The sequence below is a fragment of the Bradyrhizobium sp. FW305-F6 genome (assembly GCF_058782905.1).
Genome location: NZ_JBYSYD010000001.1, coordinates 676,100 through 700,483 on the forward strand (window position 1 = coordinate 676,100; position 24,384 = coordinate 700,483).

Here is a 24,384-nt window from a genome sequence, read left to right on the forward strand (position 1 = left end):
GAGCTCGGCGCCAACAGGGGACACGTGACGGCCCTGGGCGGCATTGCACGCGCACTGTCACGCCGTGGCGCGCGCGTCACTTTTGCGGTCCAACGGCTCGACGCGATGCGAGCACTGCGTCCCCTCGAGGACTCATGGGTCTTCGTGCAGGCACCGGTTTGGCCGGGCCTGCTGGTCAATGCGGGCTTCGGCGGGCGGCAACCGACTGTGACATTCGGCGACATTCTTGCAATCCTCGGCCTCCGAGATTCCGGCGTTGTCGAATTCCTCGTGCGCGGATGGGACGGCCTTCTCAATGCAACGCGACCCGACGCGGTCGTCGCCGACTTCGCGCCAATGCTGCAACTGGCGGCGCGCCAGCGTCTCCCGGTCGTCGCCACCGGCAATGGCTTCTCGCTTCCGCCGGACCATCTGGAGGCCTACCCTCCGTTGTGGAACTCGCGTCCGACGTTTCCCGAGCCCGAGCTGCTCAAGGCAATTAATGTCGCTCTCGAACGATGCGGCAGGCCTGCGCTGGCGCGATTACCCGAGATCATGGCCGCAGAGCGGCGCATGCCGCACTCTCTCGCGCTCTTCGATCCCTATGGCGATGCACGGCGCGACCGCATGCTCGCACCAATCCTCCCGAACTGGAGTCCTTCCCATGTCGCGGAGGGCAATGAGATTTTTGTCTACTTTTCGGAGACTGCTCACGGGGCCGAGCGCATCTATGAGGCGCTCGCGCGATACGGGTCGAGGGTGAGGATACACGTCCCTAATCTCGCCGGAACATACCTGGATAAACTCCGAGCTGCGGGCGTCATCTTCGAACCACGTCCGCTGAAAATCGTAGATATCGCATTGCGTAGCCGCATCGTTGTTTCCCACGGCGGACTGGGGCTTGTCTCGATGACGCTTGCGGCTGGCCTGCCGCAGCTTGTGCTTGCGCCGGACCTCGAGAAACGCCTCATCGGCGAGACCGTGGCGCGTCTTGGCGTCGGCAGGCTCTTGCCCTGGAGCGATGCTACGGCGGACTCCATCGTCGCCAATATCGATGCGTTGTGTGCTGATGTGAACATACGCCGACGCGCATCGCAGATCGGTCGAACGATTGCCCTGCTCCTCTCGGATGATGCGTCCGAGATAATCGCCGACTCTGTTTTGTCTTTATGTACATAGCCCGTGCACGCGTGATGTTGTTGTTGCGCAGTGCGAGCGGCGCGACATTTCACAAGCTCAGCGAATTTGGAACCCTGTTTGCGATTGCATTAATGCGCGAAGTCAACGTATATTAAATTTTTAGAACTGGTTGCTCGGCATTAATTACTCGGGGAGCCAGGAGCGTTTTCTCTATCTTTAATAATGAAATTGATTGGAAAAAATGGGGTGCGTCTATGGCCGTCACCGCCGCTCAATTTGAATCGCAAATCGACGCTTTTCTCGACAAGATTAGAAACAGCATCGTTTCCGAGGTCAGTAACAGCGACCTTCCACTCATCGGAGCGATCGGAACCGTCGCAGAGAAAGTTGGCGGGGTTGATACTCTCGATCCATTCGCGGCTCTGAAGGTCGAAATACACGATGCGCTTACGCAGGCGCAGAGCGCCGGCGGAAGCCTCGCGGACGCGCTTGTCGCCAAACTCAATGAGATTCCCGGGGTCACCGCGTCGGTTTCGGCGGGCGGCGACATAAGCCTTGCTTTCAACACGACGGTGACGGCCGAGACGGAAGATTTCAATATCGCCGTCGACGAGCTTCCGATCTTCAAGATAAATGCGAGTGGTAACGCCGATTTCAGCGCCAAGCTGCAGGCCCAGATCTCCATCAATTCGAACGGTACGTTCACGATGGTGGATGGCGCGCCGGAGGTCGAAGTTGGCATCGGGGCGAGCTTTTCGATCCAAGATACCGAAGCGGACCTCGGCCTTGCCAAGATCGAGGTCGATGACGCCGACCCAACCAAGGACGAATTTACGGCCACTTTCAAAATTGACGTCGACTACAACGGGACGACATTCTCCGCGACCCCGACGGTCGAGGCGGATGTCGGTCTCGATCTCAAGTTCGAGACGACCTTCCTCGCCGATGTTCTTCCGAAGACTCATGGTGAGCTCACCTTCAGCTTCGGAACCGACGGAAAGACCTTCACTGCGCCGACGCTCGGGTTGGAGCACGTCACCATCAATCTGAAGGAGTATCTCGGTCTCGTTGGCGACACGCTGGGCGATATCGCCAGCATTTTCAATCACGGTGCGCTCGGCACCATCGTCGATATCGCCATGGAGCCCATGCCGGCGCTGAACGGGATCGCCCAGGCGTTCACGCCGCTGCTTGATCAGTTCGACAAAGTCGGCTCGATCAGCGGCGGTGGTGACGGCATCATCACGATCGGCGACCTCGCGGCCTATGCGAATCCATCCTTGCAGCAGCCGATCGGCAATTTCTACCGCGCAGTGAAGATTATCGCCGAACTACGCAAGTTCGCGGCACCGGACGGCTCCGGCGAAATCGACATCGGCGGCGGTTCATTGTTCGGTGGCGCCACGACGTCGAACATCGATCCTGAGGCAGTGATCGATCAGCTCACCTCGAAGATCGGCGCGCTGAGTGGGCTTTCCGACATCGCCAAGGACTTCCTCAAGGTTGTCGACGATCTCCTGCCGCCCGAAGCAACTTCGACCGGCTTCGAGTTCTCGCTGTTCGAGCACCCCGAAACCATTCTCAACATCTTCTTCCAGAACACCGTTCCGGTCGACATCATCAAGTACGACGTGCCAGAGTTCAGCTTCGAGGTGCAAGCGGGTGGCTTCTTCCCGGTGCTCGGTCCGCTCGGCTTCACGCTGAGGGGCGCGCTCGCAGCAGGCATCGACATCGACATCGGCTACGACACGGAAGGCCTGGCAACGAAGAACTTCTTCGATGGGTTCTACTTCACCACCAAGGCGGACAACCCGGATCTGCACGGTCCTAGCCGCCTCAATAAGGCCACGGGCGTGCCATTCGCCTATGAGCCGGTCGGCTGGCTCAACACCAGCATCAGCGGCGGCGCGGCAATCAACTTCGTGGCCGGCGAGGCCGGCGTTGCGGCCGAGTTCGGTTTCAATACGGACGCCTATTTCACGGTCGAGAAGTTCCGTCCCTCCAGTGCCGACTGGGGCTGCGCGTTCGACATCAACGGGCGCGCCTATGTCGACGTCCATCTCTACATCCAGGTCGGATTCGGGCCATTTTCGGTCGAGAAGAACATCTCTCTCGCCGGCGCCACGCTCGCTGATTTCTCGGATTTCGAATGCCCGCCGGAAACCGTGGTGCCCACGGCTTCCGCACCCGGCCTCGCGTCGATGGAGGGAATCGATCTCCAGCTCAATGTCGGCCCACGGGCGAACCTTCGCATCGTCGCCGACAACACCGGCAAGGAAGTTCACCTCGTCGATCCCAACAACCCGGACATTGAAGGCTATGTGATTGCCTTGGCCCGCAAGCCGGATCCGGACGGCGAGGACATTGATCCAAAGGATGATTCCCCGAGAGAAATCGAGCCCGGCTTCCTCGATGTGAACGCGTTCGGGGTCACCCAGCGCGTGGCGATTCCCACCACCATCAGGGCTGACTTCGGCGCCGGAAACGACTTTGTCGTCATCCAGAATGACGTGCACGTCAACAGCGTGATGTTTGGCGGAGCCGGCAACGATACGCTGATCGGTGGTGCCGCACACGACGAACTGTGGGGCGATGACCTCGCCAACACCCAGACAGGCGCGGACTCGCTCTCCGGCGGAGACGGCAACGACATTCTCCGCGGCGGCAAGGGCGACGACACGCTGGAGGGCGGCAAGGGTGCCGACTTCCTCGATGGCGGCGAAGGTAATGATACGGTCGACTACTCCAAGGCCAACCGCGACCTGCCGACACCGACCGGCATCTACATCACCCTGTCCGACTCCGCATACTACGGCTCGGGCGGAGATGCGGAGGGCGATCAGTTTGTGTCGATCGAGCGGGCCATCGGCACCGATTTCGACGACTACATTCGCGCCGACTACGCCCCTTACAATGTGTTCCTCGAAGGCGGCAAGGGCAACGATAACCTGCTCGGCGGCTTCGGGAATGACCTCCTGCTCGGCGGCGAAGGCGCTGACCTGCTGAACGGTGCAGGTGGATTCGTTCCGGCCGGCAGCAACGGCGGCGAGGACGGCACCACCTACATCACCTCCTGGGGTGCGGTGTATATCGACCTCACGCGCGTCAACCAGCTTGGCGGCGACGCCGAGGGCGACAAATTCTATTCGATCGAGGACGTACAGGGGTCGATCAACAACGACAGCTTGCAAGGCGATCAGTTCCGCAACGTCCTGGACGGCAGTAGCGGCGACGACGTTCTGGAAGGCCGCGGTGGATCCGATGTTCTGCTCGGCGGCTTCGGCAACGACGTTGTGCGGGGCGGCGGTGACGGTGACGAACTGCTCGATGGCGGTCCGGGCGGCTACGACACACTCACCTATGCCCATCTGACCGGGCCGGTCACCGTGGATCTCGGGGTCGGCGCGGGTGCGGGTGGCGACAGGATCGGGATGGAAATCCCCGCGCCAGCCGGCGGCCGCGGCATCAGCTCCTTCAACCACCTCATCGGCACGGGCGCGAGCGATTCACTCACGGGCGACCTCGGCTACAATACCATCGAGGGCGGCGATGGAGCCGACTTCATCAATGGCGACGGTGGCGACGACATCTTGATCGGTGGCCGGGGCGCCGACATCATCGTCGGTGGCGCAGGCAGAGACTGGACGCTCTACAGCGACTCCGATGCGGGGGTAACCGTCGATCTGTTTGGCGTCGGGGCCGGCGGGACGGCCGCAGGTGACATATACAATCTCGGCGGTGAGACCGTCGAAAACGTGCTTGGTTCGGCTTACGGCGACACGCTGCGCGGCAATAACCTCGACAACATCCTGGATCCAAACATCTCCGGTCGGGAAGTCGTTGAGACCGTCGACGGACGCGGCAATCGTACCTCCGGCGACGTGCCGGCCGATCTGCCGGGCGACGTCCTGCGTGTCGTCTACTCCGGCTACTATGCGGACGTCGGCCAGGGTGTGACCGGCGGCTTCGCGCTCGGGTCGACGACCGGCGGCCAGCTTACCCGACAGAACGCGACCAACAACGGCCAGCTTGACCAGGTCAACTTCTCGAACATCGAGCGGCTCTGGCTCACCGGGACGTCCAAGGCGGACACGGTCTATGGCGGTCAGTCGGCCGACCGCATATACACCAACAGTGGTGACGACATCGTCATCGCGGGACGCGGCGCGGACGACGTTCACACCGGAAGCGGCAACGATACGGTCGCCTGGGGAACAAACGTCAATCGAACGCTCGACTTTGGCGGCGCCGCCGCATCGCAGCCAGCCGCCTTTCATCTCGACGGCGGCAGCGGCCTCGACACGCTGTCGATCGATCTCTCCTTCACCAGCCAGAACCTGAGGCTGATCGGCCAGGAAGGAACGGCCGAAAATCAGGGCGCGAACTTCTCGATCTCGAATGGTGCCGGCGCCGAGCACTTCGAATATCTAGGCGACGTTCGCACGGGCGCCGGCAATGATCTCGTTGCGCAGCTTGGCGTGCATAACAACCATTTCGACACCGGCGACGGTGAAGACGTCATCCTCTCCGGCCTCGGCTTCGACACCGTCGACGGCGGTCGAGACTCGGTTGGCGATCCGGGACCTTACGGCACCCCGAGCCTCGCCTTTGTTCAAGCTGCTGGCGACCGCCTGTTTCTCGACTATTCGAGTCTCGGATCAGACCAGAATGTGCGCAGTTCGTCCTTCCTCGTTTCAACCGACAAAACGGTCTACTACAGCACGCTCTGGACAAATCAGGGAAGCTACACTGCATCCGCCGTCGGAAATCCGAATTCGGTAACGTCTTCCGTCAACTTCACGGGCATCGAAGGCCTGTCGGTTCTGGGCTCGCAGGGTGACGACGTCCTGAACGGGACGGACACGGTCTTCCGCGATATCGGCTGGCTGGGCGAGAATCGCGGCGGCGATGACCATCTCTTCGGCGAAGGCGGCAACGACATACTGGTTGGCCACGCGGGTGACGACGAGCTGAACGGCGGCGAAGGCAGCGACTACCTCGACGGCGGCGCGAGCGTCGGGATGAACGATTTTACCCAGGTCGACCTCCTCACGGGCGGTACGGGTGCCGATCGCTTCGTTCTCGGCACCGGAAACGGTGCCGCCTATGACGGCGGCCGCGATCTCGACTACGCCGACATCAAGGACTTCGACGCCAGCGAAGGCGATACCATCTCGCTGCACGATGGCGAGGATTATCGCGTCGAGTTCGTCGGCAGTGACGCCTATATCTACGTCCATCACGAGGACTCCGGTGGTTATGGCGGATACGGTGGGTATGGCGGGTATGGCGGATACGGTAGCTATGACGACCTGATCGCAAAGGTCAGGAATGTGAACGGCGATTTCGACCTCAACGCCGATTACATCGTCAGCGACAACGAAGCGTGGGTGCCGAGTTCGTCGCCGTCGGATGGGCTGACGGCACTGTCCGGGCTCGACAGCAGCCGTGGCGCCATGTCGCTCATGTCGCTTTCGACGCTCGCCACACCGTGGATCACCGCGGCCCCGACCGCGACGGCACTGGAGGCGGCGCTGGAAGGCGCGAGCGGTGTGAACGGCACACTGACGGTGGAGGGGAACGCCGAGTCGTTCGCAACGTTCAACGGCGATCCCTTCGGACTGGGCTCAGGCATAATTCTCTCGACGGGTCGTGCGGCGGATCTAGCGGGACCGAACGAAACATCGGGCCCGACGTCGATCGCAGGCAGCATCCCCCTCACCTTCACGCGGGTGGGCGACACCGGTGGCGCGACCATCTACCGAGCCGAGTTGACAGGGCTGGGAATCGACATCAAGTCGCTGCTGATCGAGGACAGTGGTTCAGGCAGGGGCGGCTCTTCAGGCAAGTTCAGCGGTTTCGATCTCGACGCGATCGTGCTGAGCCGTCAGTTCATTGGCAGTACGAACTCCGCCGCTGTCATGAACGGCATCTCGAAGCTGGACGTGTTTGACTACAGCAACAACGGCACTGTGCTGCGGTCGGGCACCATGCGCGACGGAGGCTTTCAAACTGCGGAACTGGACGGTCATACCAACGGCCTGCTAGATGGTCTCGCGACCCTCGGTATATTTGACACCACCGGTCTGGCGTCGGAAGTCGGGCACAGCGTGACGCTCGGGGACGGCGGCGCAATCGGCTTCGATCTGACGACGGCAGTCAGCACCAAGCAGCCGCTCTATCTCTATATCTCCGAAGCGGGCGTGAGCGCGGAAGAGACCGTGCGCGGCTTCGTATCCGCCTCGGCGGACACGATCGAGCGGACCAGCGACCTGTCGACCGACCTGGGCACCGCAGGCTTGGAAGACGACAGCGCCAAGCTCACCTATACCTTCACGCCGAAGCCGGGCGACACCGCATTCTCGTTCGATGCCGTGCTGTTCTCCGAGGAGTTGCCCGAATTCGACGGCAGCGATCTGACCGATATCTTCTCGATCAAGCTCAACGGCGTCGATATCGGCTCGCTGTCGAACGGCGCCGCGCTTTCGATTAAGAATCTCGTCTATTCTGGGTCGGGCGACCTGGTCTACAACCTGCCGACGACAGGACCGTTAGCCGATCAGATCCGCGCGGATGCCTACACGCATACGCTCACGATCAGCGGCCTCGTGATCCCGGGGACCGTCAACACCCTGACCATCGAGGTGCGAGACGATCGCGACGCATTCCTCGACAGTGGCATGCTGATCAAGGAGGGCTCGTTCAAGACCTTCGTCGCGCCAGTGGCCTCGACGCTGGCGAACAACCCGCCCGTGATCGTCGGTCCGAACGACCAGATTCACGTGCCGGAGAACACGAAGGCGGTGACGACCGTGTCGGCATCGGACCCCGATCCGGGACAGACGCTGACCTACGAGATCGTCGGCGGCGCGGATGCCGGCAAGTTCAACATCAACGCCTCCACCGGCGCGATCACCTTCAAGGACGCTCCGGACTACGAAAATCCGACGGATGGCAACGGCGACAACGTCTATGATCTGCTGGTAAAGGTGAAAGACAACAGTGGCGGAAGCGCCATGCAGGACTACCACGTCAAGGTCGACGACGTCGTGGTCGAGAACGTCGCGCCAGTCGCCAGCGGCGATAGCTACGCCACCAACCTGCATCAAGCGCTCCATGTTGCAGGCCCCGGCGTGCTCGCCAACGACACTGACGTCGACAGCGCGCTATTGAGTGCGGTCCTGCAGGCGGGCCCGGCGCATGCGTCGTCCTTCGTCCTCCACGCCGATGGCTCGTTCGATTACACGCCGCTGCTGACATTCACCGGCAACGACAGCTTCACCTATGTGGCATCCGACGGCACGTCGAACAGCACTCCCGTAACCGTCTCGCTCACCGTCAACGACGGGCCCAATGCCTATAACTTCCAAGCGAGTTCGGCGAATACGACCATCAGCCTCAGCGGGACTGCGGGTGCCAGTATCGCCTTCAGTGCGCCGACCGGCGTGCAGAAGCTTGCCGGCGTGGTCAACAATGTCATCGGCGGATCCGGCAACGATACGATCTCCGGCAACAACAATGGCAATATCCTCATCGGCGGCGCGGGTAATGACGTCATCACCGGGGGAAGCGGGAATGACGTCATCAGCGGTGACAATGGAACCAATCGTCTTAAGGGCGGTGCAGGCAGCGACACCTTCGTATTCAAAGAAGGCAACTTCAATACGACCATCGCGGACTTCGACCCGACGAAGGACGTGCTGGACTTCCAGGGTTTCGCTGGCTTGACGGTCGACCAAATCCTTGCTGACAGCAGCCCCGGGAATAACACGGTGATCACGTTGGGGGTCAACGAGCATATCCAGCTGCTCGGCGTAAGCCAGAGCCAGCTGCTAAACCTTCAACCGTTCGAGTTTAATATTTGAGCGACAGTAGAAGATAGAAGCCGAGAAAGTAGTAGAGAGTAACAGGAGAACTTCGATGCCCAGTTTCTGGCTTTGCGTTGGCCGCGCCTTGGCTTCCGTCTGCCTCTTGCTTGTCGTCTGTTTCAGCGGTGAAACCCGTGCCGCTACCATCAATGTGACCGACTGGACTTCAGGTACGACCACCACATCGGTAACCATCAACGGTACGCTTGGTGGCAACCTCGACTTCACGCTGGATCTGCGACAGTCAGGCGATCCGGTGTTCGGCAATTTCCTGATGTCGATTTCCAGTCCCAGCAACGCGAATCTGCTCAACCTGGTGCTCAATTCGTTTCCGCAAACCCCAGGGCCTTCTACGGCCGACGGCCTCTACGGAAACATTACCGCGACGCCGGCGGCGCCGGATACCACGGGGTCCTTGTACGATGTCACGACCTGGAGGGTGGTTCTGGAGGCGAGTGACCTCTTAGGCGGGCCGGTGACGATCAACATCACACCTAACTTGCTACGCGCTGACACGGTCCCCTTTGACCCGTCACCGCTCCTGACCCTGGATTTGAGTGGAGATCTGAGCATCGCAGCGGTCCCTGGTCCGATCGTCGGCGCGGGCCTGCCCGGCCTGGTCCTTGTCTGCGGTGGCCTGCTCGGTTGGTGGCGTAGACGAAGCGCAACCTGTCTGGCGTGATCTAGCCCCTTGCCATCGAGCATCGCCGTTTTGAGATGCTGTGGTGAAAAGCAGTGACTCGACGAAGAGCGCCCATCGGAGGCGGGGTTCGTTTGTGTCTGCGCGCATGATCCTCAAGGAAAACCGCTGCGCACTTCTCCGGATCATGTCCTAGCTCCGCAATCCCGGCGCCTCCTGCCCGGTGCGCGCGACATATTCCGTGTAGCCGCCGCCATATTGGTGGATGCCCTCCGGCGTCAGCTCCAGCACGCGGTTCGACAGCACGCTGAGGAAATGCCGGTCGTGCGAGACGAACAGCATTGTGCCCTCGAAATCCGAGAGCGCGGTGATCAGCATCTCCTTGGTGGCGAGGTCGAGATGGTTGGTCGGCTCGTCCAGCACCAGGAAGTTCGGCGGGTCGAACAGCATCTTGGCCATCACGAGCCGCGCCTTCTCGCCGCCTGAGAGCACCCGGCAGCGCTTCTCGACGTCGTCGCCGGAGAAGCCGAAGCAGCCGGCGAGCGCGCGCAAACTGCCCTGCCCCGCGGTCGGAAACGCATCCTCCAGCGACTGGAACACGGTGCGCTCGCCCTCGAGCAAGTCCATCGCGTGCTGAGCGAAATAGCCCATCTTGACGCTGCCTCCGAGCGCCACCGTGCCCTCGTCCGGCTCACTCGCGCCGGCGACCAGCTTGAGCAGCGTCGACTTGCCGGCGCCGTTGACGCCCATCACGCACCAGCGTTCCTTGCGGCGGATCATGAAGTCGAGGCCGTCATAGATGAGCTTTGAGCCGTAGCCCTTGTGCACGTTTTTCAGCGCCACGACGTCCTCGCCCGAGCGCGGCGCCGGCAGGAAGTCGAACGCGACGCTCTGGCGGCGGCGCGGCGGCTCGACCCGCTCGATCTTGTCGAGCTTCTTCACCCGGCTCTGCACCTGGGCGGCGTGCGAGGCGCGCGCCTTAAAGCGCTCGATGAACTTGATCTCCTTGGCGAGCATCGCCTGCTGGCGCTCGAACTGGGCCTGCTGCTGCTTTTCGTTCTGCGCGCGCTGCTGCTCGTAGAACTCGTAGTCGCCCGTGTAGGTGGTGAGCGAGCCGCTGTCGATCTCGATCACCTTGGAGATCACACGGTTGATGAACTCGCGGTCATGCGAGGTCATCAGCAGCGTGCCTTCGTAATCGTGCAGGAATTTCTCCAGCCAGATCAGGCTTTCGAGATCGAGATGGTTGCTGGGCTCGTCGAGCAGCATCACGTCGGGGCGCATCAGGAGAATGCGCGCCAGCGCCACGCGCATCTTCCAGCCGCCGGAGAGTTTTCCGACGTCGCCCTCCATCATCTCCTGGCTGAAGCCGAGGCCGGAGAGCGCCTCGCGCGCACGGCCATCGAGCGCATAGCCGTCGAGCTCCTCGAAGCGGTGCTGCACCTCGCCGTAACGGGCGATGATCTCGTCCATCTGGTCGGCCTTGTCAGGATCGGCCATCGCGGCCTCGAGCTCGCGCAGCTCCGCCGCCACCTCGCTGACGGGCCCTGCCCCATTCATCACCTCGGCCACCGCGCTGCGGCCACTCATCTCGCCGACATCCTGGTTGAAATAGCCGATGGTGATGCCGCGATCGGTCGAGACCTGCCCTTCGTCGGGCAGATCCTCCCCCGCGATCATCCGGAACAGGGTGGACTTGCCGGCACCATTCGGGCCGACGAGCCCGATCTTCTCGCCCTTATTGAGGGCCGCGGAGGCTTCGATGAACAGGATCTGGTGGCCGGCTTGCTTGCTGACGTTGTCGAGGCGGATCATGAGGTCTTTTTGGGGGATTTTTGCGTTGCAGCGTCATAGGCCATGCGGGCGGCCAGGGGAAGCCCCGGCAGGGTACGGAATCCGGCTCGGTCGCCCCCCACTCCTCCCGCGCCCGGTCACCGGGGGCATTCAAACCCTGATCGTCGGCAGGTCCGGGCAATCAGGTATCACTTCGGCGAACGACAGTTTTCGGACGCAGCGCTTTCCGGACAAGCACTGTTCTTGAAGACCTCAACACATCGGGCGACTGAGCCAACCAGTGGTCGCGCGACGGGCAGCTGGCCCGGCGACAACATTTCCGCTGAGGCCCGGCATGCAATCGCGGACGAGCATCGCACGGGCGTCCGGCTGCAGCTTTTGCTGCGCCGCGACAGGCGCGTGAGCATCCGGCTGCTGCGAGCCGAACGTCTAAGATCAATGCGACACCGGAGCGCTTGTCGGACGCGCGCAATACGTCCAGACTGGGATCAAAGTCGCTGGAATGCGGCATACCTCCAGCGGTCAACAACAACAAAAAGCGCGCCGAGACGCGTTCGCACAATCACGCCGCCAGGGAGGACGTCCATGCTTGCAAAGTCTGAAAAGACCAGAACGACTCGTCGCAAATTCCTGCTCACCGCCGGCGCGGTCGGCGCTGCCACCATCGCCATGCCGCAAGTCAGCCGGGCGCAGACAGTAGCCCTGAAGATGCAGGGCTCGTGGGGCAAGGCCGACGTCTTCAACGAGATGGCCGAAGACTACGTCAAGCGCGTCAACGACATGGCCGGTGGCCGGCTGCGCATCGACTATTTGGTCGGCGGCTCAGTCGTGCATCCGTTCCAGGTCTTCGACGGCGTTCATGGCGGCCAGATCGACGCGGCGCACACGGTCACCGTCTACTGGTACGGCAAGCACAAGGCCGCCTCGCTGTTCGGCACGGGCCCGGTGTTCGGCTTCAACGCCAACGAAGGCCTTGGCTGGATCCACAACGGCGGCGGCAAGGAGCTGTTCGAGGAGCTCCAGACCAAGATCATGAACGTCAACATCAAGAGCTTCTTCGCCATGCCGATGCCGACCCAGCCGCTCGGCTGGTTCAAGAAGCCGATCACCAGCGACGCCGATTTGAAGGGCCTGAAGTACCGCACGGTGGGTCTGGCCGCCGATCTGTTCCAGGCAATGGGGGCATCCGTCGCGCAGCTGCCCGGTGGCGAGATCGTGCCCGCGATGGAACGCGGCGTGATCGACGGATTCGAGTTCAACAACCCGACCTCGGACCGGCGCTTCGGCGCGCAGGATGTCGCCAAGAACTACATGATGGGCAGTCATCATCAGGCGACGGAATATTTCGAGATCATGTTCAACCGAGCCAAATTCAACACGCTGCCGAAGGAACAGCAGGCGATCCTGCAATACGCCGCCGAAGCCGTGTCCTCCGCCAACGAGTGGAAGGCCATGGACTATTACTCCAAGGACCTGCAGGAGCTGATCAACAAGGACAAGGTCAACGTCCAGAGGACGCCGAAGTCGGTGTTCGACGCGCAGATCAAGGCGTGGGACGGCCTGATCGCCCAGCTCGGCTCCGACCCGTTCATGAAGAAGGTCATGGACTCGCAGAAGGAATGGGTGCGCCGCGTGGTCTATTACAACATGAACAACGCGACGGACTACCGCGGCGCCTTCGAGCATCATTTCCCGGGCGTGCTCAAGGTCTAACGGCCGTCGCGACGCATCGCGAGACGCCGAACGTGAGAGGGCGGCGCAATTGATGCGCCGCCCACGAGTTGGGAGGGGGACATCCGGATGGTCTGCTCGCAGCGAGTTCAGCTCGCATGACGAAATTCCTGTTCTTCATCGATGAGCTCAGCACGTGGGTGGGCAAGGCGTTCGCCTGGCTGATCCTCGTCCTGACGCTGGGTGTCAGCTACGAGGTGTTCGTGCGCTACGTGCTGCGGGCACCGACCACCTGGGCGTTCGACATCAGCTACATCACCTATGGCGCGATGTTCCTGATGGCCGGCGCGTACACGCTCTCGCGAAACGGCCACGTCCGCGCCGACGTGGTCTACCGCCTCTGGTCGCCGCGCACCCAGGCGACGATGGACCTCGTTCTGTATATCCTGTTCTTCCTGCCGGCGATCGCGGCGCTGATGTATTCGGGCTGGAACTACGCCCAGATGTCTGTGCGCTTCCGCGAAGTCAGCATCTTCAGTCCGGCCGGCGTTCCCGTGTTTCCGCTGAAGGCGCTGATCCCCCTCACCGGCTTCCTTCTGTTCCTGCAAGGGGTCGCCGAAATCATCCGCTGCGTGCTGTGCATCCGCACCGGCCGATGGCCGCAACGCCTGCACGACGTGGAGGAGACCGAAAGCCTCGTCATCCGCGAACGTCAGCAGCAAGCGGCCGAGCCGCAGAGCGAGAAGGGACCAGGCGCATGACCGATCCTCAACTCGGCATGCTGATGTTGTGCCTGTTCATTTTCATCATCATGCTGGGCTTCCCGATCGCCTTCACGCTGATGGCGATGGGCGTCTCGTTCGGCTACTATGCCTATTACACTCCCGGTCAGGACTTCTTCCAGAACCGCATCTTCACGCTTCTGGTGCAGAAGACGTTCGAGGTCACGTCCAGCGACGTGCTGGTGGCGGTTCCGCTGTTCCTGTTCATGGGCTATTTGATCGAGCGCGCCAACATCCTCGACCGCCTGTTCTATTCGCTGCAACTGTCGATGAAGAACGTTCCGGGCGCGCTTGCGGTGGCCACGCTGATCACCTGCGCGATGTTCGCGACCGCCACCGGCATCGTCGGTGCCGTCGTCACGCTGATGGGGCTGCTGGCATTGCCGGCGATGCTGCGAGCCGGCTACGACACCAAGCTGTCGGCGGGCGTCGTCTGCGCCGGCGGCTGCCTCGGCATCCTGATTCCGCCGAGCATCCTCCTGATCGTCTATGCAGCGACCGCCGGCGTCTCGGCGGTGAAGCTTTATGCGGCGGCGTTCTTTCCCGGGTTCTTGCTGGCCGGCCTCTACGTCCTCTATGCGATGACACGCGCGATCATCAATCCCGCGCTCGCGCCGAAGCTGCCACGCGAGCAGACCGACGTGCCGACCTCAAAGGTCATCTGGGCGCTCGCCACGTCGTTCCTGCCGCTTGCGTTGCTGATCGTTTCGGTGCTCGGTGCGATCCTGCTTGGCCTCGCGACGCCTTCGGAAGCGGCGGCGGTGGGAGCCCTCATGAGCATCGTGCTGGCGGCCGCCTATCGTTCACTCAACTACGAGATGATCCGCGAATCCGTGTATCTGACCGTGCGCGCCACCGCGATGGTCTGCTATCTCTTCATCGGATCCTGGACGTTCTCGGCGGTTTTTGCCGTTCTTGGCGGACAGACGGTGGTCGAGCAGTTCTTCGCCTCGATGAACCTGTCGCCGATCCAGTTCCTGCTGTTGACCCAATTGATCATCTTTCTGCTCGGCTGGCCGCTGGAATGGACCGAGATCATCATCATCTTCGTGCCGATCTTTCTGCCGCTGCTTCCCCAGTACGGCATCGACCCGATCTTCTTCGGCATCCTGGTGGCACTGAACACGCAGACCGCATTCAACACGCCGCCGGTGGCGATGGCCGCCTTCTATCTGAAAGGCGTGGCGCCGCCCGAGGTGAAGCTGACCGACATCTTCTCCGGCGCGCTTCCGTTCGTCGGCCTGGTCTTCTTCACCATGGCACTGGTCTACATCTTCCCGGGGATCGCATTGTGGCTGCCCAACTACCTCTACGGGGCGCGATGAGTGTGCCCGGCCAACCAACGAAGGGCTGTGTATGAGTCTCAACGCGCTCGGTCTCGCCGAGGCTGCGGCCGGCATCCGCGAGGGCCGGCTCAGCTCGGTGGAGCTCGTCGGCGATTGCCTCAGGCGCATCGACGAGGTCGATCGCAACATCCAGGCGTGGGCGTTCCTCGATCGCGATCACGCGATGCGGCAGGCCAAGGCCGCCGACGATCGGCGCAAGCAGGGCAAGGCCACGGGCCCGTTGCATGGCGTGCCCGTGGGCATCAAGGATATCTTCGACACCGGCGACATGCCGACGGAATTCGGATCGGAGCTGTGGGCCGGACGCACGCCGCGGCGCGATGCGGCGGCCGTGGCGCGTCTGCGGGCGGCGGGCGCCGTGATCCTCGGCAAGACGGTGACCACAGAGTACGCCTACTACAATCCGGGCAAGACCCGAAATCCGCACAACCCAGATCACACGCCCGGCGGATCGTCCTCGGGCTCCGCCGCGGCCGTCGCGGCGCTGATGGTGCCGGGTGCCATCGGCTCGCAGACCAACGGCTCGGTGATCCGTCCTGCCGCCTTCTGCGGCGTGGTCGGCTTCAAGCCCACGCATGGTCTCATTCCGCGCAGCGGCGCGCTCGAATTGTCGCGCACGCTCGATCATGTCGGCGTGTTCGGGCGCAGTGTCGAGGACGCGGCCCTGCTCGCCGAGGTCATGGCCGGCTTCGACCCGGAGGATCCGGACACCCGGCCCGTTGCGCGCCCGCCATTCTCTGCGATAGCGGCGAGCGAGCCGCCGCTGCCGCCGCGATTTGCCTTCGTGCGCTCTCCGGTCTGGGATCAGGCCGAGCCGGTGACGCGTGAAGCCTTTGCCGAGCTCGTCGGGGCCTTGGGCGAAGCGTGCAGCGAAGTCGAGCTTGGGCCAAGCTTCGACAGCGCCGTCGACATGCACCGCATCATCATGGAAGTCGACATGGCGCACAATCTGCGGCGCGACCACGAGCGCGGCGAAGACAGGCTGAGCACCCGTCTGCGTGAGGCGATCGCGCGCGGGCGCGCGCATCTTGCGATGGATTATTGCAACGCTCTGGCCGGGATTGCGCCGCTCAACGAGGCGCTGGACCCTATCTTCGACGAATACGACGCGGTCCTGACGCCTGCTGCACCAGGCGCGGCGCCCGGCATCGAAACCACCGGCAACCCGGTCTTCTGCTCGCTCTGGACTTATCTCGGCGTGCCCGCCATCAGCCTGCCCTTGATGCGCTCGGAAACTGGCCTTCCGCTGGGCGTTCAGCTCATCGGCCGCCGTGGCAACGACGCCCGCCTGTTGCGCACCGCGCGCTGGCTGACCACCGCCATCGGGCGCACGCGCGGGGGCGGCCGGCGCAACGTCCCCGGCACCGGATCGCAATCGGCTGCCGGCGGGGAGAAGAGGAAATTGCGATGACCAATCTGATCACCGGCCTCATCGGCCTCGCGCTCATGATCGCATTTCTTGGAATCCTGCTGGTCTGGATCAAGGCCATCCCGCTCATCATCATCGTCGTGAGCGTGGTGATACTGGCCGTGATCGATTTCGTGCGATCCCTGCGGACGAACGGCGCGGCTCGCTGAGCTAAGCAGCGCGACCGTCGAAACGCCGCCGCCGAAGCGACGCGGGCACGCGCCTCGATCATCGCTACTTTTTAAGGATGCCGGTGTTGGTGTTCCCAAGCTGCTGGACGGCGGCGTTTGCGGCGGGCGAGTTGTAGTTCGGTCGAGATCCGCCGCTTTCCTGGGTTGACGGGGCTATGCCGAGTCTCTGGCCCGTTGTCCCCTGGCCCTTGGCATTGAGACTGTTGGGCCCCGGCGAGCCGCCGGTTCCACTCAGCGTCGTCCCGTTCGAGAGCGTCGAGCCGCCGCCCGAACCGGTTGCGCCTGCCCCGCCCGAGGATGAAGCACCGCCTGAACCTCCTCCTCCTCCTGAGCTTTGCGCCATGGAGAGCGACATGGTGCCCAGAAGGATCGTCACGACCAAAAAGAGAACTCTCATCTTCCACCCTTTCCATATGCCAGTGCGCCGGAAGCCGCTTGCTTCCTCGCACGGTTCCTATCTGCGGCGAGCGATCCATGCTCCGGCCAGGAAAGCGACCAGCAAGAAGCGTAACGGCGCCCTCATCGTCGCCGCGCGCAGCTGGTCAGCCCATCGTTCCCCGGACGGGGGCAGCATCCGCGCCCCCGGAGCAGAAGCTCCTTGCCAGCCGGAACCCGGCCGCGGGCTTGAAGTCCGCTCCATGCCGGCCTGGTCGTCCGTCAGCCCGGAGGCTTCCGTCATTGCCGCGGCTTGCTTCATGTCCATGCGCGTGCTCCATCCAATGACGGTTCCGACCGAGGTCACGGGCCCGTTCGACGACCCGGGGGCGGCTATGGCGGCGGCATCGAAGCGAACTATATGTTCGTCACAGATCCCGCCGTACCGCTCCCTTGAAAAAGCCGTTGCTCATCTTTCTGTTCCTCGTCTTCGCACCGCTTGCCGCATCGGCGGCGAGATATTTCTGGCTGGGCGATGGCCGCCAGAACTGGCAAACGGCCGATCGCTCCAGCGCGGGTCTCCTGGCCGCCGCAGCCGATCACCGCGAGGCCGTCATCCGGGTGTTCGGAGCCAGAACGGTGAGATGGCGCGGCATCTTCGCGATCCATACCTGGATCGTCGTCAAGGAGAAGGATGCGCCGACCTACACAAGGTACGACTACACGGCCTGGGGCGAGCCGATCCGCACCAACGGCTTCGCTCCGGACGGGCGCTGGTTCGGCGCTGTGCCTGATATCATCGTGGCCGTCGACGGCGAGCGCGCGGAAGCGCTGATCCCGAAGATCCGGGACGTCGTCGAAAACTACAGGTTTCGATCCTATGGCGACTACAGCGTCTGGCCCGGTCCGAATTCGAACACCTTCGTGCAGGCTGCACTCGACTCCGTCCCCGAGCTCCAGGTCGTGCTGCCGCCGACCGCGATCGGCAAGGACTTCCCCTACACCGGCAAATGGTTCGGCGTCACAGCGTCCGGCACCGGGATCTATGCCTCGCTTGCCGGATACGTCGGCTTCTCGATCGGCTGGGTCGAAGGCTTGGAGATCAACTTTTTCGGCGCGGTTCTCGGCTTCGACATCCGGCGCCCGGCGCTCAAGCTGCCTGGGCTCGGCCGCTTTGGAGTGAGGCCGAGCCTGTAAGAGCCGCCTATTGAAGACTCCCGAAGGCACTTGATTGAAATCACCTTCTGGCTCCGAGCTGCCGAGCTCGAAGCTCGCTCGAACGTCGGCTGCCGAGTGTAGGCCGGAAACAACTTGCGGACGAGCAGACCGCCGCTGCCCCATTGAAAGATTGCCAAGCACTGCGTAGAGCCGTGCCATGCCTACTACTTTGCATCAACGCAAGGCTTAACGAGACGCGGTAGGTCGCTTGGCGCTCCTGTTCATCGACCCGAGGGGCGCGCGATGGTTGCTTCCGCTAGGAGAAGCAGCAAGGTCTTGTTTAGTCGCGAGCGCAGACTTGCCCACAGCGGAAGTGTGCTGGTGCCGCACGCTCTTATAGCGGTGACGGTTGCCAACTTCTTTTGACTTGGTCTTCGCAGCGCCGTTGAATCATTCTAATTCTAAATGCTGGCGCGCGAAGATCGGCCGGGTTAGGCCCAGTCGTAGCAATCACGCAACAGACATCTTAGAGAATCGCGTGTTTCGAGCGGTTCTAACCGCCCTAAACGGTACCCGACATATCCAGCATGGTAAGCCCAGCTTGGCTGTGGAATTAAGCTGTGCTTAGGGGTGTTCGGGATGTCGCGTCCGTGTTGGAGCAAGCTCTTTCGTTGTGCGTTCTTGTTGGGCGCGGCAAGCCATCTGGCCTTCGCGGGCGGATTTCTCGGATGTGCAACGTCGGCTCTTGCGCAATCGGCGCTACCGCCCGTCCATGTCGACGCGCCGAATCCCACCACGCCTCGCGCGCGCCCGGCTCAACGTGCTCAACGAGCAACGGCAACTACACGGCGCCGCGCTCCTCCGGCTGCATTTCGTCAGGTTGAGCCGGTGCCCTTTGTCGCGCCGGCCACCGGCGCGCTTGGTGCTCCGCCGGTTCCTTATGCTGGCGGTCAGGTCGCCACGGGCTCACAGCTCGGATTCCTTGGCAATCGCGGGGTGATGAATACGCCGTTCAACCAGGTCAGCTATACCGCGAAACTGATGCAGGACCAGCAGGCGCGCACCGTCGCCGATGTCCTGGCCAACGATCCATCGGTCCGAAGCAAGACACCTTCCGGCAACGGCGTCGACGGTCTCTACATCAGAGGCTTCTACTACGACGCCGGCGACTACGCGATGAACGGCCTCTACGGCATGGCGCCCGCGTATTCGACGTCGGCCAACTATCTCGAGCGCGTCGAGCTGCTGAAAGGCCCTGGCGTCATGCTCGGCGGCATGCCGCCCGCGGGCGCAGTCGGCGGCAGTGTCAACTTGGTAACGAAGCAGGCTCCTGACTTCGACATCACCCAACTTACCGGCCTGTATATTTCCAAATCCCAGTTCGGCGCCTTCATCGACGTGGCGCGTCGCTACGGCGAACACAAGGAATTCGGCATCCGCTTCAACGGTGGCGGGCGCGGCGGAAACACAACGATCGACCGACAGACCGACGAACTTGGAAACGCGGTCCTCAATATGGATTATCGCGGCGAGCGTGCACGAGTTTCCGTTGACGTCGGCTACCAAGCCGAAAACCTCACGCCGCCGCAGCGCTTCCTAACGTTTACATCGAGCCCGCCCTTCGCGTTCACCATTCCCGTGCCGGCCCCGCCTCGCCCTGGCACCAATTACATGCCGGACTGGGCGAGCTGGAAGACGAAGGATTCGTTTGCCATGGCGCGGGCCGAAGTCGACATGACCGACTGGCTCACCTTGTACGCCGCCGGCGGCTATCACCGGAGCGACGTCAATTTTCAGTACGTGTCGCCGCGCATCACCAACGTCGGCGGCCTCGGAAACTGGTCGAATCCCGCTTTGAAAGGATATGACATCTTCGAGAACTACGCGAGTGACATCGGCTTTCGCGCGAGCGGACACACGGGGCGTGTCAAGCATCTCTTCACCGTGAACTATTCGACGTTCGACCGGGACTACACGTCCTTCGGCAGGTCTGGCGGCATCATCAATTCGAATCTCTACAATCCCATTCCGAGCCCGCTGCCGAACTTCACCGCCATCGTGCAGGATCTGAAAACCCAGACAAACATGCGCAGCGTCGGCATTGCCGACACGATGTCGATGTTCGGCGACCGCCTGCAGCTCATCGTCGGCGCCCGTCGGCAATCGGTCGGCGCGGACAGCCAGACTTTCCTGACGCCGCCCACTTCCTCTCATATCGAAGGCTCGGTATGGAGTCCCGGCTACGCAATCATTGTGAAGCCCGTGGAGAATGTCTCGCTCTACGCGAACTACATCGAAGGCCTCAAGCTGCCGGAAGTAGTTTCTGGAACGACAACATACTCTAACGTCGGCGAAATTCTGCCGCCCGCTCAAACCAAGCAACTGGAAGCCGGCGCGAAGATCGACGTGGGTCGCATCACATTCACCACTTCTTATTTCGATATCACGGCTCCGAACGCATCGTCGGTTCCGGTGGCAGGGCAGCCACTGCCTGCACGAAGGCTCGTCGGCGAGCAGCGCAACCGTGGCATCGAGCTCTACACTTTCGGTGAATTGACGCCCTGGTTTCGGGTGCTTGGCGGCGTGACGATCATCAACGGCGAAGTGGTTTCCCAAAGCTACACGTTCCCGGGCGGCATCACATTCAATTACAACGGCAAGATCCCGGTCGGCATCTCGACGGTTAACCTCAATGTCGGCGCGGAATGGGATACTCCCTTCGTCGATGGCCTGACCCTAACGGGCAGGGTCATTTACACCGGCGAGAGTTTTGCCAATGATGCCAACACTCAGGTGCTGCCTGACTGGACGCGGGTCGATGTCGGGGCACGTTATACCTTTGCTTCGCCGTGGAACGGCAAGCCAATCGTTGTCCGCGCGAGCGTTGAGAACGTTTTCAACGTAGCCTACTACAACTCCTACCGCACGGTCAGCAGCGCGGTGTCGCTCGGCGCGCCGCGCACTTATCTGATGTCGACCACGTTCAATTTCTGAGGCGAGTGCACCGTTGGCGACGTCGGATTCAAGGGTGTGGGATCGCAGCCGCTGGCAGCCCTGGCTGCGGGCGCTACTCGCAGGGCCGTGCGCCTTCGCCCTCACCGCCCTGATCTTGGCCGTGATGCCCTTCTGGATCCCGAAGGGCTCTGGAGGCGTTGACCATATCGCGTTTCCGTTGTTCTTCATGCCTGCGATCTGGGGCGTCATATTCTTTTACGCCCTGTTAGATCGGAGCCTTGGCCGCGTCGCGATTACAATGACGGTCATCGCCGTCATTCACGCAATCGCATTGCGCGGTATGATCGCCGGCTAAATTCCGTGGAGGAGCCGTGATCAATCTGAAAGCGCGTGAAACCAAAGCGCTGGTGGCGGTTCATGGCTGGGCCGGCGCCATGCTCGGGCTTTTGCTCTACGCCGTCATTGTGACGGGCACGGCCGCGGTGTTCTCGAACGAGATCAAACTCTGGTCGGGCGGGTTGCTCGGAATGAACGACCCGCTGAACCAACCGCTGGGCGCTGTGCTGGCGCGGCTCGAAGCGGAAACACCTGAGGAATTTCGTGGCGACCTCGGTCTTCGGGCCACGCCCGCCGGCCGCGTGCATGCGTTTTTCCATACTGATGAAACCGTGAACGGCGTCCGCCGCGAGCGCGGCATCCTCTACGTGATCGGACCGAACGGAAGCGTGATCTCGCGCCAGGAAGGACTTGGCAACGAACTTGCGGCCAATGATCCCCACACAGCGCTTGGACGCTTTTATGTCGATCTTCACGTCCGCCTGCACGTGCCTAACCCGTGGGGACTGATCCTTACCGGCATCCTAGGTCTTGCCATGCTGGTGGCGGCGGTCTCGGGTATCCTGATGCACCGGCATTTATTCCGGGATATCTTCGTGATGCGGGGACGCGCTCGGCTCGTCGGCCTGCGCGATCTCCACTCCGTCGCGGGAACATGGACTTTGCCGCACGCGTTCGTACTAGCCTTCACTGGCGCTTACCTCAGCTTTGCCATCGCGGTGGCGCTACCGATGTTGGCGAAAATCGCCTTCAAAGGCGACGTGCGCGAGATGGTCACGACGCTGAATGGGTTGAACGTCGTCGACGCCCGTCGGGCGGCAATTGCCGACATCGATCGCATACTATCTGATGCGCGTCAGCGTGCCGGCGCCCCCCTGATGAGTGCAGGATGGGAAAACCGCGGTCGCGCCGATTCCAGGATCACCGTCTTTCCGCTGCCGCGGAGCGGGGATTTGACGGCGATGCGATTGATCTACAACGGATCGACCGGAGAGTTGATCCGCGAGCGGCCGATCGTCGGCTTGAAGCCGTCGTGGGGGGCGTCGCTGCTTGGCCTTATCGGTCCCGTTCACTTCGGCAATTTTGCCGGCTGGTGGTCACGCGCAGTATGGTTTGCTCTGGGTGCTGCAAGTGCGTACGTCGCATGGAGCGGATTGAATTTGTGGGTTCGTCGTCGCTCCGATCAACCTGGCTGGCGCGGGCTTGGCCGCGCCTCGGCCTGGGTGGGTGGCGGATTGCCATTCGCGATGACGGCTGCGGCCGCGGCTTATTTCACCAGCCTGCCGTCGCTCGAGACCGCGTTCTGGACTCCTGCAGCTTTTCTGATAGCAGCCTTGCTTGCGCTGGTTCCGACGATAGTGATGCGCTCGGTCGAACGAGTGCCGCCGCTGCTGTTCGGTGCAACCGGCATATTGATGATGGTAATTCCATTTTTGCGCGCTGCCGCCGGCGGACCCAATTGGACTGCGGCGCTCGCGGCAGGCCAGAGTGCGATACCCGTAATGGATGGACTGGTCGCGCTAGGCGGGCTTGTGAGCGTGGTCTCGGCCGGGCTTGCTTTGCGCCGTCGCGAGCAAACGACATTCAGCGCCGGCGCCATCATGCAGTCGGCCGAATGATGCTGCTCGGCTGGCTCGGCATGGGTGCGGCTTTCTTCAGCGCCGTCTGCATCGCGCTTCTTGCAGAATTCGATCCGAAGCGTCGTAAGGATATCACCGCGCACCCGGGCATCCGGCGATTGCTTCTGTTGGCGGTGTTTCTGCCCGGATTTGTCCTCGCCTTTGCTGGAAGATGGAGCGACTTCCTGATCTGGATCGGTGCTGCCGCGATCTTCGGTTGGGCAATTGCGGCACTAACGAACATGCGCCGGAATCGGGATCAATCACCCTAAGCTTGTCGCAATCGAATCTTTAGCCGACACCGCGCGTGCACAAGTCAACTTGTGCTACTGACCGAAGTCAGACATCCAGACGCCCGACTCGATACTCTTCCGAGCGCCGACGCGACGGAATGATCGGCGGGATTACGCCCTACGCATCAGCTTGAGCGAGGCCGCAAGGCGCAGGCTCCGCTTGCCGGCGAGCGCGATGCCTTCGAGCTCGCCGCTGTTTTCCGTGCAAGTTCCGGAGAAGCCGATCCCGACCTCGAGGCCACCGAACACCGGGTTCTCGCCCTTCGCCGGCGTGTGCTCCTGGTTGAGCATCTCGCCCTTCCAGCGGCCGTCCGCCGAGGAATAGGAGCCGAGATAGTAGAAGAACGCATCGCCGCCGAGGATGCGGCCGTCGATCAGGAGCATGACGCCGGACAGGCCGGCATCGACGCCATCGAGCGCACGCAGGCTCATCCCGTAGAATCCGTTGGCGATTCCGCCCTGCCCGATCGCGCCGCGCGGCGGCAGCGCGCCGTCATCGAGCCGCGTGAGATTGGCCCAGAAATGGGCGCCCGGCATGGTGTCCGCACCGCCCTCCAGGCGGATCTGGTTGCCGTGGAGCCGGCCGCGCGCCGTGATCGAGGCGACGTCCGCGCCCAGCAGCGGCTTGAAGCCGGGGTCCAGATTGTGCCGCTCCGTGATGACCTGGGCGATGATCTGGCCGTCACGCTCGACATAGCTGCCGAGATGCGCGAAGCCCGAATTGCCGCCCAGCATCTTGCCGTCATGCAGGCACATGATGCTGCAACCGAACCCGTCGTTGATGCCGTATTCAACCTTGTAGAGCCCGTCCAGCAACGTTGTGAACCCG

Annotated in this window: 17 protein-coding genes; 13 read left to right on the forward strand and 4 right to left on the reverse strand. The window is 62.4% G+C overall.

The annotated features are described in order from the left end of the window. Positions 1 to 24: 24 nt before the first annotated feature. Positions 25 to 1,158: a glycosyltransferase gene (locus AC3WLX_RS03365; protein WP_492334682.1), complete on the forward strand. Its 1,134-nt coding sequence runs from the start codon at positions 25 to 27 to the stop codon at positions 1,156 to 1,158. Positions 1,159 to 1,298: 140 nt separating this feature from the next. On the opposite strand, the gene AC3WLX_RS03370 is transcribed toward AC3WLX_RS03365, so the two are convergent. Continuing rightward, on the reverse strand, positions 1,299 to 2,228 hold the full coding sequence (locus AC3WLX_RS03370; protein WP_492334683.1) for a hypothetical protein: 930 nt from the start codon (positions 2,226 to 2,228) through the stop codon (positions 1,299 to 1,301). Between AC3WLX_RS03370 and AC3WLX_RS03375 the strand changes: the two genes are divergently transcribed. Together AC3WLX_RS03375 and AC3WLX_RS03380 are read left to right on the forward strand one after the other, a co-directional pair. Next, positions 2,145 to 8,984, forward strand: coding sequence for a cadherin-like domain-containing protein (locus AC3WLX_RS03375; protein WP_492334684.1), 6,840 nt, complete (start codon positions 2,145 to 2,147; stop codon positions 8,982 to 8,984). The two genes, AC3WLX_RS03370 and AC3WLX_RS03375, sit on opposite strands and share 84 nt — an antisense overlap. A gap of 55 nt (positions 8,985 to 9,039) precedes the next feature. Beyond that, complete coding sequence (locus AC3WLX_RS03380) at positions 9,040 to 9,669, forward strand: hypothetical protein (RefSeq protein ID WP_291618609.1); 630 nt, start codon at positions 9,040 to 9,042, stop codon at positions 9,667 to 9,669. Between the two features lie 150 nt (positions 9,670 to 9,819). On the opposite strand, the gene AC3WLX_RS03385 is transcribed toward AC3WLX_RS03380, so the two are convergent. Next, a complete protein-coding gene (locus AC3WLX_RS03385; RefSeq protein WP_492334685.1) occupies positions 9,820 to 11,442 on the reverse strand; it encodes an ABC-F family ATP-binding cassette domain-containing protein in 1,623 nt (540 codons plus the stop codon). A 564-nt stretch (positions 11,443 to 12,006) separates the two neighbouring features. Here AC3WLX_RS03385 and AC3WLX_RS03390 point away from each other — a divergent pair. The 5 genes from AC3WLX_RS03390 to AC3WLX_RS03410 all read left to right on the forward strand — a co-directional run bounded on the left by AC3WLX_RS03390 (position 12,007) and on the right by AC3WLX_RS03410 (position 16,798). After that, complete coding sequence (locus AC3WLX_RS03390) at positions 12,007 to 13,134, forward strand: TRAP transporter substrate-binding protein (protein WP_492334686.1); 1,128 nt, start codon at positions 12,007 to 12,009, stop codon at positions 13,132 to 13,134. A gap of 116 nt (positions 13,135 to 13,250) precedes the next feature. Continuing rightward, positions 13,251 to 13,853, forward strand: coding sequence for a TRAP transporter small permease subunit (locus AC3WLX_RS03395; RefSeq protein WP_291630040.1), 603 nt, complete (start codon positions 13,251 to 13,253; stop codon positions 13,851 to 13,853). Beyond that, positions 13,850 to 15,199 (forward strand): TRAP transporter large permease, encoded by a 1,350-nt coding sequence (locus AC3WLX_RS03400; protein ID WP_492334687.1) that lies wholly within the window; start codon positions 13,850 to 13,852, stop codon positions 15,197 to 15,199. The genes AC3WLX_RS03395 and AC3WLX_RS03400 overlap by 4 nt, the downstream gene beginning before the upstream one ends. Before the next feature lie 31 nt (positions 15,200 to 15,230). Beyond that, on the forward strand, positions 15,231 to 16,631 hold the full coding sequence (locus AC3WLX_RS03405) for an amidase (protein ID WP_291630729.1): 1,401 nt from the start codon (positions 15,231 to 15,233) through the stop codon (positions 16,629 to 16,631). Beyond that, the gene (locus AC3WLX_RS03410) at positions 16,628 to 16,798 is read left to right on the forward strand and encodes a hypothetical protein (RefSeq protein ID WP_492334688.1); all 171 of its coding nucleotides are present in this window, start codon (positions 16,628 to 16,630) and stop codon (positions 16,796 to 16,798) included. The genes AC3WLX_RS03405 and AC3WLX_RS03410 overlap by 4 nt, the downstream gene beginning before the upstream one ends. A gap of 64 nt (positions 16,799 to 16,862) precedes the next feature. Here the strand turns inward: AC3WLX_RS03410 and AC3WLX_RS03415 are convergent, their stop codons facing one another. Then, the gene (locus tag AC3WLX_RS03415) at positions 16,863 to 17,216 is read right to left on the reverse strand and encodes a hypothetical protein (RefSeq protein WP_492334689.1); all 354 of its coding nucleotides are present in this window, start codon (positions 17,214 to 17,216) and stop codon (positions 16,863 to 16,865) included. A 443-nt stretch (positions 17,217 to 17,659) separates the two neighbouring features. Between AC3WLX_RS03415 and AC3WLX_RS03420 the strand changes: the two genes are divergently transcribed. The 5 genes from AC3WLX_RS03420 to AC3WLX_RS03440 all read left to right on the forward strand — a co-directional run bounded on the left by AC3WLX_RS03420 (position 17,660) and on the right by AC3WLX_RS03440 (position 23,534). Beyond that, positions 17,660 to 18,391, forward strand: coding sequence for a DUF3750 domain-containing protein (locus AC3WLX_RS03420; RefSeq protein WP_492334690.1), 732 nt, complete (start codon positions 17,660 to 17,662; stop codon positions 18,389 to 18,391). Between the two features lie 849 nt (positions 18,392 to 19,240). Continuing rightward, complete coding sequence (locus AC3WLX_RS03425) at positions 19,241 to 21,346, forward strand: TonB-dependent receptor (protein WP_492334691.1); 2,106 nt, start codon at positions 19,241 to 19,243, stop codon at positions 21,344 to 21,346. Positions 21,347 to 21,359: 13 nt separating this feature from the next. Then, on the forward strand, positions 21,360 to 21,662 hold the full coding sequence (locus tag AC3WLX_RS03430; protein WP_291624458.1) for a hypothetical protein: 303 nt from the start codon (positions 21,360 to 21,362) through the stop codon (positions 21,660 to 21,662). 16 nt (positions 21,663 to 21,678) lie between these two features. Beyond that, positions 21,679 to 23,262 carry a PepSY-associated TM helix domain-containing protein gene (locus AC3WLX_RS03435; protein WP_492334692.1) on the forward strand — a complete coding sequence of 528 codons (1,584 nt, stop codon included), beginning with the start codon at positions 21,679 to 21,681 and terminating at the stop codon, positions 23,260 to 23,262. Next, positions 23,259 to 23,534, forward strand: a complete 276-nt coding sequence (locus AC3WLX_RS03440; protein ID WP_492334693.1) for a hypothetical protein — start codon at positions 23,259 to 23,261, stop codon at positions 23,532 to 23,534. Before AC3WLX_RS03435 ends, AC3WLX_RS03440 begins: the two co-directional genes overlap by 4 nt. Positions 23,535 to 23,666: 132 nt before the next feature. Here AC3WLX_RS03440 and AC3WLX_RS03445 read toward each other — a convergent pair whose 3' ends face one another. After that, the gene (locus tag AC3WLX_RS03445; protein ID WP_492334694.1) at positions 23,667 to 24,371 is read right to left on the reverse strand and encodes a GrlR family regulatory protein; all 705 of its coding nucleotides are present in this window, start codon (positions 24,369 to 24,371) and stop codon (positions 23,667 to 23,669) included. Positions 24,372 to 24,384 lie beyond the last annotated feature (13 nt).